General features: G+C 55.4%; 7 protein-coding genes, 3 tRNA genes and 3 rRNA genes. 4 read left to right on the forward strand and 9 right to left on the reverse strand.

Annotated features, from left to right (window positions below; translation table 11 throughout):
* Positions 1-78: 78 nt before the first annotated feature.
* Both ACP15V_RS05685 and ACP15V_RS05690 read right to left on the reverse strand, forming a co-directional pair.
* Complete coding sequence (locus ACP15V_RS05685) at positions 79-1878, reverse strand: NapC/NirT family cytochrome c (protein ID WP_424942691.1); 1800 nt, start codon at positions 1876-1878, stop codon at positions 79-81.
* A 120-nt stretch (positions 1879-1998) separates the two neighbouring features.
* The gene (locus ACP15V_RS05690) at positions 1999-3675 is read right to left on the reverse strand and encodes a cytochrome D1 domain-containing protein (RefSeq protein ID WP_424942692.1); all 1677 of its coding nucleotides are present in this window, start codon (positions 3673-3675) and stop codon (positions 1999-2001) included.
* A 925-nt stretch (positions 3676-4600) separates the two neighbouring features.
* Here ACP15V_RS05690 and ACP15V_RS05695 point away from each other — a divergent pair.
* A complete protein-coding gene (locus tag ACP15V_RS05695) occupies positions 4601-7720 on the forward strand; it encodes a bifunctional diguanylate cyclase/phosphodiesterase (protein WP_424942693.1) in 3120 nt (1039 codons plus the stop codon).
* A gap of 16 nt (positions 7721-7736) precedes the next feature.
* On the opposite strand, the gene ACP15V_RS05700 is transcribed toward ACP15V_RS05695, so the two are convergent.
* Positions 7737-8630, reverse strand: a complete 894-nt coding sequence (locus tag ACP15V_RS05700) for a haloacid dehalogenase type II (RefSeq protein WP_424942694.1) — start codon at positions 8628-8630, stop codon at positions 7737-7739.
* A gap of 18 nt (positions 8631-8648) precedes the next feature.
* Here ACP15V_RS05700 and ACP15V_RS05705 point away from each other — a divergent pair, with 18 nt between their 5' ends.
* On the forward strand, positions 8649-9341 hold the full coding sequence (locus tag ACP15V_RS05705; RefSeq protein ID WP_424942695.1) for a phosphatidylserine decarboxylase: 693 nt from the start codon (positions 8649-8651) through the stop codon (positions 9339-9341).
* On the forward strand, positions 9338-10081 hold the full coding sequence (locus tag ACP15V_RS05710) for a CDP-alcohol phosphatidyltransferase family protein (RefSeq protein ID WP_424942696.1): 744 nt from the start codon (positions 9338-9340) through the stop codon (positions 10079-10081). Before ACP15V_RS05705 ends, ACP15V_RS05710 begins: the two co-directional genes overlap by 4 nt.
* Before the next feature lie 63 nt (positions 10082-10144).
* On the opposite strand, the gene ACP15V_RS05715 is transcribed toward ACP15V_RS05710, so the two are convergent.
* Positions 10145-10221: transfer RNA gene (locus ACP15V_RS05715), tRNA-Met, on the reverse strand.
* Positions 10222-10361: 140 nt separating this feature from the next.
* Between ACP15V_RS05715 and ACP15V_RS05720 the strand changes: the two genes are divergently transcribed.
* Entirely contained in the window at positions 10362-10886 is a 525-nt protein-coding gene (locus ACP15V_RS05720; RefSeq protein ID WP_424942697.1) for an acyloxyacyl hydrolase, read from the forward strand.
* A gap of 230 nt (positions 10887-11116) precedes the next feature.
* Here the strand turns inward: ACP15V_RS05720 and rrf are convergent.
* From rrf to ACP15V_RS05745, 5 genes are all read right to left on the reverse strand, one after another.
* Positions 11117-11231: ribosomal RNA gene (gene rrf / locus ACP15V_RS05725) — 5S ribosomal RNA — on the reverse strand.
* 80 nt (positions 11232-11311) lie between these two features.
* A 23S ribosomal RNA gene (locus tag ACP15V_RS05730) occupies positions 11312-14140 on the reverse strand.
* Positions 14141-14544: 404 nt separating this feature from the next.
* Positions 14545-14620 (reverse strand) — tRNA-Ala (locus tag ACP15V_RS05735).
* A gap of 180 nt (positions 14621-14800) precedes the next feature.
* Positions 14801-14877, reverse strand: a tRNA-Ile gene (locus tag ACP15V_RS05740).
* A 165-nt stretch (positions 14878-15042) separates the two neighbouring features.
* Positions 15043-16508, reverse strand: a 16S ribosomal RNA gene (locus ACP15V_RS05745).
* The 16S, 23S and 5S rRNA genes sit together here with 2 tRNA genes alongside, the layout of an rRNA operon.
* Positions 16509-17002: the final 494 nt, after the last annotated feature.

A 17002-nucleotide genomic window follows, 5' to 3' on the forward strand; every position in this document is an offset into this window, starting at 1 on the left:
GCTTGCGCAAAAGACGCGGGCCCCGCGTAATGCAGGGCCCGACGGGTTTTCTGTGCGCTGATTGGGATCAGCGGTGGATCATTGCCCAACCACGTTGATCTGGGCGTCGGCGCTGTCCAGGGCCATCGTCGTGTTCAACGTGACGTGGTGGAACCGCGCGGCGGCATAGTCGTCGTGGATCGCGAAACCGACCGTATAGGTCTTGCCTGCTTCCAGGGCGACGTCGCCAACCCCACCGGCAAGCGGGCGGGCAAAGGTCACGGTCCACTGGCCAGCGGACAGTTCAGCAGAGCCGGTGATCTCGCCTTCATTCTGCACCCGGCGTTCCAGCAGGTAGCCATTGGTGGCTGACCCGTCTGCGTAGACGCGCATCAGGTCCATGAAGGTGCCATCTGCCAGCAGTTGCTCGATCTCTTCAGGCGTTTTCAGCTGATCCCAACCACCCTGGGCTTTGCCACGGCGACCTTTGACCTCGATCTTGGTGCGGCTTTCCGACAGGTATTTGGTGATCGACCCCTGGGCCTGAAGCTGGGCGGCCACCGCATCATTTGCGGCAATCGCCTCGGCACCCGGATCAAACGGCATATAGGTGTTGTCCGCGTGACAGGTGGCCCAACAGCCCGCCTGGTCACCCAGTTCAATCCCCGTGCCGGTGATCATCATGGCAACTTTCACCTGGTTGTCCGGATCCATCTTGCCGCCATCCACGAAGGGTGCCGGGTTGTGGCCATTGTCTGCCCAGCTCAGTTGGACATAGAGGTTGTCGGCGTCATGGGCTGCTTTCAACGTGGCGCCAATAATGCCCGGCTTGCCCGGAATCGGGGTCGGCTCCAGCTCGTCATCCTTGCCGCCACCACCGGCCACAACCTTGCCACCAATGGCTTCCAGTTCTTTCGCGTGGCAGGTGGTGCACTGATCGCCGCCTTGGGTCAGCGGACGGGCACCGCCGTGTTGCTTGCCGTTTTGCACCCATTCAAACGAGGCTTGCCCCGGGTAGAACAGGGTCAGGTCGGTCGAGGGCACCGCGGCCCAATCCACACCGGGGGCGACATCTGCGCCACCTGTGGCTGCGGCGGGGGCCGCACCGGAGGCTTTGGCCTGCTCTGCGGCAACTGCCGCGTCAACAGCGGCCGCAATCCGCGCCTGAAGCGCCTCTTGCTCAGCCGCCTTGGCAACCTTCACGGCCTCGGCTTCCTCGGCTTCCTTCGCTTCGATCCGGGCGAGGCTGTCAAGATAGGCCTGTGGAATTTCGCGGATAAAGTCCGGGTTCGGTGCTTCCAGCGTTTCCAGATATTCGTCTTCGGCCCGATCGCGCAGATCCGAGTGGGCGATGCCCTTGTGACAGTCGATACAGGTCTGGCCGGTCTTCATCGCGTTCAGGTGCTGTTGACGGGCGCGCGGGCGTTGAAATTCCGGCATCATCGATTGGAAATCGTGGCAGTTACGGCATTCGCGGCTGTCCGTGGCCTTCATCCGCTCCCATTCGTTCATCGCCAGATGAAGACGCTTGGCTTCGAATTTCTCTTCGGTGTTGATGGTGCCAACCATCTTGCCCCAAAGTTCTTTCGACGCCTTGATCTTGCGGATCATCTTGTGCGTCCAATCCTTTGGAACGTGGCAGTCGGAACAAACGGCCCCCACGCCGGACCGGTTCACGTCATGGATCGTGCCCTTGTATTCCTGATACACGAAATCTTCCATTTCGTGGCAGGAGATACAGAAATCCTTGGTGTTGGTGGCTTCCATGGCGGTGTTGAAACCACCCCAGAAGATGATCCCAGCGACAAAGATGCCGGCGATCGCGGCAACGGGCATTCCCCAAAGGAAATAGCGTCGCCAAATTGGTTTTTTCGGTTCAGCACCGTTGGTCTGGGTCATGTCCAGGCTCCGTTCTGGCTGCGAGTGGCTTCGTTAGGGGCACCCGGAAGGTGCCAAAGAAAAGGGGCGGGCGTGATGCCCGCCCCTTTATAGGCTTGCCCCTGGGGGCAATGTCTTGACTTAGGTCACGTGGTTCGAACGGTTGTAGACGTTGAACTTACCGGTCGGAGCATAGAGCCCTTTCACGCGGCCGATCTCTTCCAGAGTTTTGGCGTCATAGATAACCATTTCGCCGTTCGGCTCTTTCGAGGAAGCCCGGTTCCATTTCGAAACCCAAACTTCGGTCCCGTCCTTGTTGAACTCGAAGTGAACGGCAACGTTGCCTTCGTCTTCGGTCACCTGGATGGTTTTCACGATTTCACCGGTCTCTTTCGAGATAACCTGCACAGACTGCTGCACTTCCAGTTCCGGGTGCTTGGTCTGGTCAGCCCAGATGTAATCCGAGTTCGGGTGGGTCCGAATGAAGAGGCCTGCGCCGTCGGTTTCAACCTCATAGCAGGTTTTCCAGGCTTTATCCGGGTTGCCTTCGGGGTCGTTGCCCCAAACCGTCACGGTGCCTTCGCCGAGGTGGGTGGTCCCGGCCACCGGGCCACAGTTCGGGTCGTTCCAGTTGGCGCCCGGGCCGGGGTGCGGCAGGGCAGCAACGTCGATCATCGCTTCAAGCTTGCGCTCTTGGGTGTCGACAACAACCATCTTGTTCGATGCGTTGGCCGCGATTTGGAAATAACGACCGGTCGGATCAAAGAACCCGTCATGCAGGAACTTGGCCGAGTTGATCTTGTCGATCCGCAGGTTGTCCAGGTCGGAATAATCCACCTGCCACAGTTGGCCCAGCTCTTTCACGGCAACGATCCAGGTCGGCTCGTTCGGCGTGGTGTAGATGGCTGCCACGCGGCTTTCTTCCACATAGTCGCCGTCCACGTTGGTCCCGCGGGTCGAAACAACTTTCAGCGGCTCCATGGTGTTTGCGTCAACGATGGCGAAGTGCGGAGGCCAGTAGGCACCACCGATCACGTATTTGCCGTCGCCGGACACCGCAACGTCGCGGGCGTCATAGCCAATGGTGACTTCCGAAACCAGCATCTTGTCCGGGGTCTGCCAGAGGTCGATCTTGGTCATCTTGCCATCGCGGCCCATAGTGTACCAGAAGCGGCCCGGGTTTTCCGGCTCTTCCAGTTTATGGTGCTCAGAGGCTTTCAGAACGTGCACAGCATACCCGGTCGGGATGTGGGCCAGAACTTCTTTGGTGTCGCCGTCGATCACGGCCACCTTGCCTACGTCACGTTCGATGACGACGAAGAAGTTTTCCCAGTTGCGGCCGTGCAGTGGCTCGGTCGGGTAATCGGCTTCTTCAACATAGACCTTGCGGGTCTCTTTCATCTGCGCCAGCGACATTTCTGGCGGCTTCGGCGGATCCATCTGGATGTAGGTCGCCATGTCTTTGATTTCTTGCTCGGTCATGATGTCCGAGAAGTTGTTCATGCCGCCTTCGGTCCCCCAGGAGATGATTTTCTCCAGGCGTTCCTGACCGAGTTTCAGCGTACCGGAAACCGTTTCGGTGCCGTCGGCATTCTTTTTCTTCACAACCGGTTCAAGGCTTTTCCCGGTGGCGCCTTTGCGCAGAACACCGTGACAACCGGCGCAGCGTTCAAAGTAAAGTTGTTTAGAAGCTTCGAAGGCTTCCTCGCTCAGGGTGGGGCCTTCAGCAACAGCCGGCAGAGCGACGCTGCCGAGCAGAAGTGCGAAACCAATCCCTAGCGTATGGCGTGTTTTATTGTAGGTGATTCCAAGTGACATGATCACTCTCCGTTTGCTTGGTGAGGCAGGGGAAAGATGGAATGTGTGCGGGTTGCGAGTCTTGACATTTGTCAACGAAGCTAACGAAAAATTGAACTTCGCAATTTACGGCCCCATCTCGCACCGCTTCTTACGCACGCGCGCGCGACGGAAATTCAAATTCCGATCCGGCCCAATTGTCCCCCAGCACCGCGCCACACCCCGATATCGCGCGGGGGATCGCCTCGGCGCAAAATTGCAGAAACTGCGACAATCTTGACTTTCGTTAAGAACGCGCCTGCGAAATGCGGCCATCTTGCGGACAATCAGATCATGATCGCACGGGATTTCTGTGCGATTTCACAAAAGGAGAATTCTGCGAAGAAGGGGTTTCATCCACCGCGTCCATCACCCGGGCAACCTGCCCCTGGATGCAGACCCGATGAAACGTTCCCTTTGACCCTGTTCAAACACCCCGGCACTCTCCTCTCTCCTGCGATTTCGACCTCCCACATCGTAACCGCGAAATCGAGTTTCCGAGCGTGTCCGCGGGTGGGTGCCAGTCGGCTGCGTCCCTTGTTCGGCTGGCACCACCTTGTCGCATGCCCCGCGGGGCGGGTTTGCCCAAAATATCGCCACGGCAAACAGCAAATGCGGCCTCTGTTTCCACCCCTGCTGTCTTTGGGTGAGGCCAGCAGATTCCGGAAACACCAATGTGCAACTGTCCCGTGAAGGAACGGTCATGGGCGACCCGCACATACTGCCAGCCGTCTGTTCGCACCCAGGTGCAACCGAGGCCGCTTCCGACCACTGTGTCGGCGGACGGCTGGCCTTCTTTCTTCAGATCCAGATCAAACATGGCTATCGGGGGGCATGGTTCAAAAATGAAAGCTTGCCTTAAGGTGTGATCGCCTTAAGATTGCGTTGTATTTTGAGATATCCCCTTATGTCGACGCTAGGTGCCAGGATCAGGTCCATTTTGCTTTTGATTGCTGCCCCGGCAATCCTACTTGTGGTTGTGCAAACCCTGCTTGACCGACACGCAATCCTGAAAGAACGGCGGGCTGACGCCCTTTTGATCGCGGATCGATTGTCGGAAAAACAGGAAAAGACCGTCGCCGATGCCGAAACGTTTCTGAAACAACTGGTCCAGCTGCCCGCGGTCCAGGATCCAGCCCGTGAGGAATGCACACGCTTTCTGCAGTCGATCCTGCCTTTTGCAACCGATTATTCCAATCTGGGTGTTCCATCAGCCAGCGGTGATCTTCGGTGCAATGCTTTGCCCTTGGATATGCCTGTGAACGTCGCGGATCGGCTTTATTTCCAGCAAGCTCTGACAGAACGCCGATTTGCCATTTCATCCGTCCAGCATGATCGCGCCACCAAAATCCCAAGCGTGAACTTCGCCTATCCACTGGCCCCGGCTTCCACGGCGGAACACCCGCCCGGGGTTGTTGTCGCGGTCATGTCTCTGCGCCACTGGAACGAACAGCTCAACACGCGCGATATGCCTTTGGGCAGCGTGGCTTTTGTGCTGGACAGTTTGGGGCAGTTGGTGGCCCGATACCCGCCAAACCTGTCTCAGCTGGGCATGTCGCCCGCCGAACTTGGGCTTTCGATCCCGGATCAACTGGGCATTGGCGATACGCTTGTGCAACAGGACCAGGATACGCGACGCCTGTATTACCGGAAGGCATTGTTCAGCGAAAACTCCGGCGGGTCCCTTGATGTCGTGATAGGCATTCCTCTCGACTCCGCCCTGGCCGCAGCAAATTGGCAAGCCATGCGGAGCATCGGCATTCTAACCCTTGCAGGGCTGATTATTTGGTTCACGGTGCATCAGATTGCCCAGCACGCCATATTGCGTCCGCTAAACTCCCTGACCCGTTCCGTGGGGCAGGTGGCCAGCTACGATCACTTTCATGAGCCGCCTTCGGCCAAACCAACCGGAACGGTCGAAGAGTTTGCTTTCCTCAGCACGCGTTTTGCCCGGGAACAGCACAGTCGACGCGCTGCGGAGCTGGCGGAAAGACAGCGCCGGGAAGAGCTCGAGGCGGTTCTGGACGCTCTGCCAGATATCTATTTCCGAATAGATCACGACCAAACCATTGTCGATTACCACGCCCATGACATGACAGACCTGCTGATGCCGCCGGAACAGTTTATGGGAAAGCGCATGTCAGATCTGCTGCCTCCGGATGCCGCGCAGAAGTTTGAACGTCACATTCAAACGCATCATGTGACACGAGAGGTGGTAACATGGACATACGAGTTGGATCTTGGTGATGGTGTGCAGACGTTTGAAGCCCGCGCCTGCGCCATCAGCGGCGGCGATGAAACCGTTCTGGTCATCCGGAATATCACCGCCAGAGCCCGCGCCGAAGACGCCATGCGCCTGTCGACCGTCGTCTATGACAGCAGTTCGGAAGGCATGGTTGTCACCAATGAAAAGATGGAAATCCTGACCGTGAACCCGGCCTTCCGCACGCTTGTCGGGGCGTCATCCTCCCTTCTGATGCATGTGGACTTTCCCAGTCTGGTCCACAAGACCAGCCGTCAATCCACAGTTGCCGGGTTTCGACAAGCCCGGGCCAACGGTGGATGGGATGGTGAAATCGAGATTCTGGGTCACGACAATACCTCCATCCCGGTCTGGCTCAGCATCAATGCCAGTCACAAACCAGATGGCACCTTAAGCAGATACGTCATCCTTGCCCGGGACATGACCGACCAAAAACGTGCAAACGAAACGATCTGGTTTCAGGCCCATTACGATGCGCTGACCGGGCTTTTGAACCGCGCCGCATTGTGTGAAACCCTGGACGAGAAAATCCAGCATGCACAAAAGGGCGGCAAGGACGTTGTGGTCTTGTTTCTGGACCTGGACGGCCTGAAGCAGATCAATGATCGTTTGGGGCACGCGGCGGGCGATCAGATGCTGTCCCTGGTGGCAAAGCGGCTGCGCAATCAGGGCGGTACTGGATTGGATATCGCGCGCTACGGCGGGGATGAGTTTGTGGTGGTGCTCAACGGCGCACAGGCGCGCAAAGTCGATGACATTGCCTCATCACTTTTGGCCGACATCGCCAGGCCCTATGATCTGGATGGTGAAAAGGTTCATCTGACCGCCAGCCTGGGCATTGCCCGATACCCCACCGATGCCGACACCTCGGGAACCCTGCTTTCAGCTGCGGATCAGGCGATGTATGTGGCCAAATCCACAGGTCGCAACCGCGCCACCCCGTTCAGCCCGGACATCCAACGCGCCGCGACAGAAAAGCTGAACATGATTTCAGACCTGCACAAGGCCGTTCACAACGGCGACTTTGATGTGCATTTCCAACCGATTGTTGATCTTAGATCCGGCCAGATCACCAAGGCCGAAGCGCTATTGCGTTGGCAGCATGGCGATCATGGCAACATCCCCCCTGATCAGTTCATACCGCTGGCAGAAGAGATTAGATTGATCGAACCCTTAGGGGAGCTGGTGTTTCATGAATGCCATAAAGCCTTGCCAAAGCTTCAAAAAAAGTTCGGGCAAGCCTTCCAGATCTGCATCAATGTCTCTCCGATGCAATTGAACGAACATATGGCCGCCCTGAAAAGCTGGACCGATAATTTGCAGCGAAACGGGTTGTCCGGGTCAAATTTTGTCATCGAAATCACCGAAAGTGCCTTGCTGGATGATGGCGGTCCGATGGCAGAACGTCTGGCCTCGTTTCAGGCCGCGGGGCTTCAGCTGGCGCTGGACGATTTTGGCACCGGCTACTCCTCGCTCTCCTACTTCCTGAAGCACAAGATCGATTTCCTGAAAATCGACCGCAAGTTCATTCGCGACCTTCCCGAGAATGCCAAGGCCGAAACGCTGTGCAAGATCATCTTGGACATGGCCCATAAAATGAATGTTCAGGTGATCGCCGAAGGGATCGAGACCCCTGAGCAGCAGGAATTTGTGACGACATTCGGGGCCGATTTTGGACAGGGGTTTCTGTTGTCCCGTCCCATGCCACTTAAACGATTGCTGCAAAGTTCCGTGACATCCGGCCAGATTGAAGTTCCTGCGTGATCCGGTCTGATCGCAATCACGATTGCCCGGCTGCAATCACCTCGGCAACATCGTTCAGCGATGTTCCAAGATGATGAGGGCTGACGCCCAGGCGCTCCATCGGTTGACCAAAACGGTTTAGCCAAAGGGTTGTGTACCCGTACCAGGTGGCGCCGCAGACATCCCAACAGTTTGACGACACAAACAAGATTTCGGATGGGGCGCAGTCAAAGGCATCGGGGCCCAGCTTATAAGCCTCGGGTGCGGTCTTGAACCGACCCACTTCCTCGACGCTCAGCACATGGTCAAAATACTCTGCCAATCCCGATGAGGTCAGCGCACTGTCGAGCATCTCTGGCGTCCCGTTGGACAGAATCGCCATCGGCACACCCGCATCCTGCACCTGTTGCAAGGCTGCACGATTTTCCGGGAACGCCGTAAGCTCCGCATATTGCTCCATCAGCACGCCCCGCTTTTGCGCACACAGCTCCACCCCATGAAACGCACAGGTGAAGTCCAGCGCATCCCCGGTCACCTGCCAAAAGTCGGCATGCCGCGCGCACAGCGTCCGCAAGCGCGTATATTCAATCTGTTTTTCCCGCCAGGTGGACGCAATTTTTGCCCCAAAGCCAGGAAACATCTCCTCAGCCAGAACAGAAACGGAATAAACGTCAAACAAAGTGCCATAGGCATCAAAGGCAACCGCCTTGATCAAGCGCGTCATCGGGGCCTCCTCTCTACGCTTTGCAGCCGCCCAATTCGGTGCCATGCATGCAAAAGTCTCCTGAATTGGTATAAAGACTGCAAGTTCCGTCGTCCAATCCCGCTTCTTCGCTTGAATCACGCACCGGATAAGGCGATTTATACGCAACTTGCCCCGCAAGCTGCTTTGCCCGTCGCGGGTCAGGGTATCAACGGGCTTATTGACCATTTGGTGCGGAGTCGACCGATGAACATGATGGATTTTGTTGTGGTGCCGATGCACCGTGAAGGGCGTAAATTTGTCGCCATCTTCGCAGCCGTAACGTTGGTGCTGGCCCTGATCTGGCAGCCCTTGTTCTGGATCGGTCTGGGGTTGACGGTCTGGTGCTATTACTTCTTCCGCAACCCGGACCGGATTGTACCACAAGGCGAAAGCCTGATCATTTCACCTGCAGACGGGATCGTATCGCTTATCCAGGAGGTGGTGCCACCGGCCGACATGGGCCTGGGAGAAGAACCGCTGACCCGCGTTTCGATCTTCATGAGCGTCTTCAATTGCCACGTAAACCGCGCATCGATTTCCGGCAAGGTTACCCACGTAAACTATCACGCCGGGAAGTTCGTCAACGCCTCGCTGGACAAGGCGAGTGAACATAACGAACGCAACTCCATCACCATTGAACGCGAAGATGGAATGCGCGTCGGCATCACACAGATCGCCGGACTGGTCGCGCGCCGCATTGTGTGTTTCGTGGCCCCTGGCCATCCTCTGCAAGCAGGAGATCGATTTGGGTTGATCCGTTTCGGAAGCCGCCTTGACGTTTATCTGCCCAAAGGTGTGGCGCCGCTGGTTGCCCTTGGTCAAACCGCCGTTGCCGGGGAAACCATCCTGGCCGATATGGAAGGCCCTCAAGACGCCCGTCTGGGGCAGCGGATATGAAACCCGGCAACAAACCTCAAAACGGCCATTTCTCGATCAAGGCCGCGCTGCCCAACCTGATCACGCTGTTTTCGATCTGTGTGGGCCTGTCAGCGGTGCGACTGGCCTTCACGGAACGCACCGAGCTGGCCGTGGTTGCCCTGGTGATCGCGATGGTCATGGATGGGATCGACGGCCGTGTGGCACGCGCGTTAAACAGCCAGTCCGAAATGGGGAAAGAACTCGATTCCCTTGCCGATTTCTTCAACTTCGGCATCGCCCCCGGCCTGATCCTGTTCATGACCATCTTCAACGGCACAGATTATTCCAACTTTGGTTGGGTGGCCGTCATGTTTCTTGCCGTATGCTGTGCCTTTCGGCTTGCCCGCTTCAATGCCTCGGTCGAAGATGAAATCTGCGGCCACTTCGAAGGTGTGCCTGCACCGATCCTGGCGCTTTTGTCACTGATCCCGGTTTATCTGCACCTTCTTGGCTGGGATCTTGTAACAGATCACCCCTATCTGGTCACAGTCTACCTGTTTTTCTGCGGCCTTTTGGCGGCCTCACGCGTCCCAACCATATCTTTGAAATCGCTTACGATTCCCACGTCAGCGCAGTCCCTTCTTATCATTTTGGCAACCGTATTTTTCGCCTGCGGCCTGGTCTTCCCCTGGGAAACCCTGTCTCTATTCGGATTTTGCTACCTCTTGTCGATCCCGATTTACGCTCGACGCCTGAAAGCCAAAGACACCAACCCATAGCCCCTGACGGGTTTCGGATGGCCAAAATGAAAACGCCCCGTAGATTAACTACGAGGCGTTTTTTGGTTGCGGGAGCAGGATTTGAACCTGCGACCTTCAGGTTATGAGCCTGACGAGCTACCGGGCTGCTCCATCCCGCGACAGTGGGGTTGATATACGCCCGCAGATCGGGAACCACAAGGGGGTCATGGCAAAAAACTGTCATATTTCTTTCATCTCTTTCCGACAGGTGACTTTCCCGCAAGATTGCCCTAAGTCTTTGTTCTGAAAGGAGCCCTTCATGGACGGCACATTGGCGGTATTGTTCCTGCTCACCGGGTTGATCGACATGGCAGTCAACCATTGTGACCGTGGCTGCGTCAGCGCCGCATGGACAGGGATTCGCCACACGATGGCGGCCGGCCAGGTGGTGTTTGAAGCGGATGTGATCGGGCAAGAGGCCTATTACCGTCTGGACGCCCCGGTCAGTTTCGGCCCCTTCCGCCCTGCCGTCGGAATCTCGGTCGATACACTTGGCGATGTCTGGATTGGGGCGGGTGCGGTGAATGAGTTTTCCACCGCCAACGGGCACGGTTATGCCGAGCTTAGCTTTATGCCCGGCTGGTGGATGCGGTCAGATACCGGCCCAAAACTTGGGTACCCGCTGGAGTTTCGCTCGGGCATTGAGGTGGGGATCTACCACGCAAACGGAGATCGCGTGGGCGTGTCCCTCGATCATCGTTCCAATGGAGAATTGAGCGATCCGCTCCCGAACCCCGGGCTGGAAACCGTGTTGGTAAGATATGGTCGATCAATCGAGCATTAAGGGGGGTGCGCCGCTGACGGGCCACCACAATCCACGCTGCCTGAAGCGGAACGTACAGCGCTCCAAATCATTGATGGTATTCGGATGCCGCTACAATCGGCTACACCAGATCGTGTTTCATACAGCGCAAATTTTTGTAGAGTTTAAAACGTCAAACGCCGCCTGCAATTCTGCAAGCGGCGTTTTTGTATTTGTCATCGTTATGAGGGAATACATTGGATTTTTACTAGGTTTGGCGGTGACCTACTCTCCCACACCTTAAGATGCAGTACCATTGGCGCGACAGTGCTTAACGGCCGGGTTCGGGATGGGACCGGGTGTTTCACTTGTGCTATGACCACCAAACCGAGTAAAAATCCAAGTCCAAGTTTGTACACTATGGTGTGTATGCTTTTGATTGTCAGTAGGTTTGCTTTCTACTGGATCAAATCAAGCCTATCGGACCATTAGTACCAGTCAACTGAACGCATTGCTGCGCTTACATCTCTGGCCTATCGACGAGGTAGTCTACCTCGGTCCTCAGGGATACCTTGTTTTGAGGGGGGCTTCCCGCTTAGATGCCTTCAGCGGTTATCCTGTCCGATCATAGCTACCCAGCACTGCCGTTGGCACGACAACTGGTCCACCAGTGGATCGTTCACCCCGGTCCTCTCGTACTAGGGGCAACTCCTCTCAAGTATCCTACACCCACGGCAGATAGGGACCGAACTGTCTCACGACGTTCTAAACCCAGCTCACGTACCTCTTTAAACGGCGAACAGCCGTACCCTTGGGACCTGCTCCAGCCCCAGGATGAGATGAGCCGACATCGAGGTGCCAAACACTGCCGTCGATATGGACTCTTGGGCAGTATCAGCCTGTTATCCCCGGCGTACCTTTTATCCGTTGAGCGATGGCCCTTCCACTCGGGACCACCGGATCACTATGGCCGTCTTTCGACTCTGCTCGACTTGTCAGTCTCGCAGTCAGGCTGGCTTCTGCCATTGCACTCAACGAGCGATTTCCGACCGCTCTGAGCCAACCTTCGCGCGCCTCCGTTACGCTTTAGGAGGCGACCGCCCCAGTCAAACTACCCGCCACGCAGGGTCCCGGATCCGGATAACGGACCGCGGTTAGACATCAAGCAGAACAAGGGTGGTATCTCAAAGGAGGCTCCACAGGAACTGGCGTCCCTGCTTCGAAGCCCACCACCTATTCTGCACATGTTGTGCCTGATGCCAGTGCGAAGCTGTAGTAAAGGTGCACGGGGTCTTTCCGTCTAACCGCGGGAAGCCTGCATCTTGACAGGCAATTCAATTTCGCTGAGTCGATGTTGGAGACAGCGGGGAAGTCGTTACGCCATTCGTGCAGGTCGGAACTTACCCGACAAGGAATTTCGCTACCTTAGGACCGTTATAGTTACGGCCGCCGTTTACCGGGGCTTCAATTCGGAGCTTGCACTCCTCCTTTTAACCTTCCGGCACCGGGCAGGCGTCAGACCCTATACGTCGTCTTGCGACTTCGCAGAGCCCTGTGTTTTTAGTAAACAGTCGCCACCCCCTGGTTTGTGCCCCCAGTCAATACTTGCGTAGAAACTGGGCCTCCTTCTCGCGAACTTACGGAGGTATTTTGCCGAGTTCCTTCAACATCGTTCTCTCAAGCGCCTTGGTATACTCTACCTATCCACCTGTGTCGGTTTAGGGTACGGTCTCATGAAGGGCTATTTCCAGGAACCTCTAAGCTGCCCATTCAATCCGATAAGGATGAACAACCTTCGAGATCCGTCACTTCCTTCTGGCCCAGGAATATTAACCTGGTTCCCATCGGCTACGCCTTTCGGCCTCGCCTTAGGGGCCGGCTTACCCTGCTCAGATTAGCTTTAAGCAGGAACCCTTGGATTTTCGGCGAGGGGGTCTCTCACCCCCTTTGTCGCTACTCATGTCATCATTCTCGCTAGTGATCTCTCCACCGGATCCCTCACAGGCCGGCTTCACTGAAAGCTCCGATCCTCAAATGGTTCCGAAGAACCTAATGAGGAATGGAACTATGTCACACTACGCTCTGCTACCGCGTGCTTACGCACACCCTAAGCTTCGGCTCATGGCTTGAGCCCCGGTACATCTTCGCCGCAAGACAACTTATTTAGACCAGTGAGCTGTTACGCTATCTTTAAAGGATGGCTGCTTCTAAGCCAACCTCCTGGTTGTTTTGGTCGTCTCACCTGCTTTCCCACTTAGCCATGAATTAGGGGCCTTAGCTGTAGGTCAGGGTTGTTTCCCTCTCCACAACGGACGTTAGCATCCGCTGTGTGTCTGCCATATAGTACTTCCCGGTATTCGGAGTTTGATTAGGATCAGTAAGGCTGTGGGCCCCCATTACCCATTCAGTGCTCTACCCCCGGGAGTATTCGTATGACGCTCTACCTAAATAGATTTCGCAGAGAACCAGCTATCTCCGAGTTTGATTGGCCTTTCACCCCTAGGCACAGCTCATCCCGATCTTTTTCAACAGATGTGGGTTCGGTCCTCCAGTGCGTGTTACCGCACCTTCAACCTGGCCATGCCTAGATCACTCGGTTTCGGGTCTGATCCACCTAACTCATTCGCCCTATTAAGACTCGCTTTCGCTGCGCCTACACCTAACGGCTTAAGCTTGCTAGATAGACCAAGTCGATGACCCATTATACAAAAGGTACGCCGTCAGCCCGCAAGGGGCCTCCGACTGATTGTAGGCGTTCGGTTTCAGGTACTGTTTCACTCCCCTCGTCGGGGTGCTTTTCACCTTTCCCTCACGGTACTGGTTCGCTATCGGTCAGTAAGGAGTACTTAGCCTTCGAAGGTGGTCCTCCGATCTTCAGACAGAATTTCACGTGTTCCGCCCTACTTAATACGTCCTATCATGCTTCATATACGGGACTGTCACCCACTATGGTTGGCCTTTCCAGACCATTCTATCCACACTCAAGGCTCGGCTGGTCCCCGTTCGCTCGCCGCTACTAGGGGAGTATCAATTGATTTCCTTTCCTCCGGGTACTTAGATGTTTCAGTTCCCCGGGTTTGCTCTTAAAACCCTATGTATTCAGGTCTTAAGTACCTGTTTCAGAACACTATAAATAACCGAAGTTATTATAATGAACTGTCAGGTGGGTTCCCCCATTCGGAGATCTCTGGGTATCACGGCTATTCTCGCCTTCCCAAAGCTTATCGCAGAGTATCACGTCCTTCATCGCCTCTTACTGCCAAGGCATTCACCAAACGCCCTTCTCGCGCTTGATTTGATCCAGAAGAAGACAGACCTTTTGTTCATCTGACCTCTTATCCCTTGCGGGACAAACTGGACCAAAAGCATACTTTCCCGCTCCTTACCCTGGAACCCGCGCTGCCGATGTCGGTCGGCCCCACGCAGAGGATAAGGAACATAAGATCTGATCTCTCAGACCTTGGTTAGTGTACTTGACTTGGACAACACCGTCGTTTCAGGCGGGATATCGAAGAAGATCCGAGGAAAAGGATCTAAATCAACCTTCTTCCGAAGAAGAACCGCGCTGAGATCTGCACCCACTTGTGCGATCAACAGTGTTGTTATTGTATTCTCTCTTAACGATGTAAATTAGTGTCATCCGATTGGATGGTTAAGAACCCGAAGGTGCTTAACGATCAAATCGAGGATGGGCAAGATTTGGTGGAGCCTAGGAGATTCGAACTCCTGACATCCTGCTTGCAAAGCAGGCGCTCTACCAACTGAGCTAAGGCCCCTAGAGCGAATTGGGAACCAATTCGCGGATACCTGACAGGCGAATTTGCGTGCAAATTCTGCCGAGAAGGTTACAGACCAATTCCTGTGAGCCGCTCTCGGTCATTCGCATGCGAATAACCTGTCGCTTCCCGCCAAGAAGAACTGTTGCTCCTGATAATTTGCTTACGCAAATTACAGGTTGGTGGGTCGAGGAGGACTTGAACCTCCGACCTCACGCTTATCAGGCGTGCGCTCTAACCACCTGAGCTACCGACCCTTACCAGACCGGCAGGTCTGTCTTTGATTTTACTTGGACTGAAGAGATATGAGGACGGCCTGGCCCAAAACACAAATGAATGTGCTGATATAGATCTGCAAAGGACAGATCTTTTGCTAAGTGCATCACGATTTGAGCAAGCTCAAATTCTAGATACATCCTTAGAAAGGAGGTGATCCAGCCGCAGGTTCCCCTACGGCTACCTTGTTACGACTTCACCCCAGTCGCTGATCCTACCGTGGTCCGCTGCCTCCCGAAGGTTAGCGCACGGCCGTCAGGTAGAACCAACTCCCATGGTGTGACGGGCGGTGTGTACAAGGCCCGGGAACGTATTCACCGCGTCATGCTGTTACGCGATTACTAGCGATTCCGACTTCATGGGGTCGAGTTGCAGACCCCAATCCGAACTGAGACAGTTTTTTGGGATTAACCCATTGTCACTGCCATTGTAGCACGTGTGTAGCCCAACCCGTAAGGGCCATGAGGACTTGACGTCATCCACACCTTCCTCCCGCTTATCACGGGCAGTTTCCCTAGAGTGCCCAGCCGAACTGCTGGCAACTAAGGATGTGGGTTGCGCTCGTTGCCGGACTTAACCGAACATCTCACGACACGAGCTGACGACAGCCATGCAGCACCTGTCACTGATCCAGCCGAACTGAAGGAAAGTATCTCTACGATCCGCGATCAGGATGTCAAGGGTTGGTAAGGTTCTGCGCGTTGCTTCGAATTAAACCACATGCTCCACCGCTTGTGCGGGCCCCCGTCAATTCCTTTGAGTTTTAATCTTGCGACCGTACTCCCCAGGCGGAATGCTTAATCCGTTAGGTGTGTCACCGAACAGTATACTGCCCGACGACTGGCATTCATCGTTTACGGTGTGGACTACCAGGGTATCTAATCCTGTTTGCTCCCCACACTTTCGTACCTCAGCGTCAGTATCGAGCCAGTGAGCCGCCTTCGCCACTGGTGTTCCTCCGAATATCTACGAATTTCACCTCTACACTCGGAATTCCACTCACCTCTCTCGAACTCAAGACTAGCAGTATCAAAGGCAGTTCCAGGGTTGAGCCCTGGGATTTCACCTCTGACTAACTAATCCGCCTACGTACGCTTTACGCCCAGTAATTCCGAACAACGCTAACCCCCTCCGTATTACCGCGGCTGCTGGCACGGAGTTAGCCGGGGTTTCTTTACCAGGTACTGTCATTATCATCCCTGGCGAAAGAGCTTTACGACCCTAGGGCCTTCATCACTCACGCGGCATGGCTGGATCAGGCTTGCGCCCATTGTCCAAGATTCCCCACTGCTGCCTCCCGTAGGAGTCTGGGCCGTGTCTCAGTCCCAGTGTTGCTGATCATCCTCTCAAACCAGCTATAGATCGTAGACTTGGTAGGCCATTACCCCACCAACTATCTAATCTAACGCGGGCTAATCCGATACCGATAAATCTTTCCCCCGAAGGGCGTATAAGGTATTACTCACCGTTTCCAGTGGCTATTCCTTAGTACCGGGTATATTCCCACGCGTTACTAACCCGTCCGCCGCTCACTCCGAAGAGTGCGCTCGACTTGCATGTGTTAGGCCTGCCGCCAGCGTTCGTTCTGAGCCAGGATCAAACTCTCAAGTTGAAACGCATTACTGCGTATCCTTGACGTTCGAACCTCTGCACATACTGTGCTTCCAATTGACTTGGAAACGTTCCGGTCCAACCGGCTGGTTGAACCTACTTCTGTTTGTGACATCAGTATCAAAAGATACCGAAAGCCGACAAACAGTGAAGCTGACTATCCATCATCGGGGCGAACCCCTAGGTAGTTGGATATATGTGCAGTTGTTTGTTCATCGAATGAACCAAACCGCCCACATATCTCTTCAGATACCATCAATGTCAAAGAGCGCGGATCCCGGTAAAACCAGAACCCAGAGACAAAAACCAACCAGAAGCGCTGCCGTTTCCTTTAGCGCAACCCGCCGATAAGCCCCTGTTTTTCCACCAAACTTTGCTTCCTCTTGCGTCTCTCGACCCCGTCGTCCGCGCCGTCTGGCGTCCCGTTGTGCGCCTCAGCGCCGCCGGTGAAGTGGGTTCTAAGGTTATCCATCACCAGCCGCAACACCTTTTTTC

This window comes from Aliiroseovarius crassostreae, assembly GCF_049803815.1.
GTDB classification, from domain to species: domain Bacteria; phylum Pseudomonadota; class Alphaproteobacteria; order Rhodobacterales; family Rhodobacteraceae; genus Aliiroseovarius; species Aliiroseovarius crassostreae_A.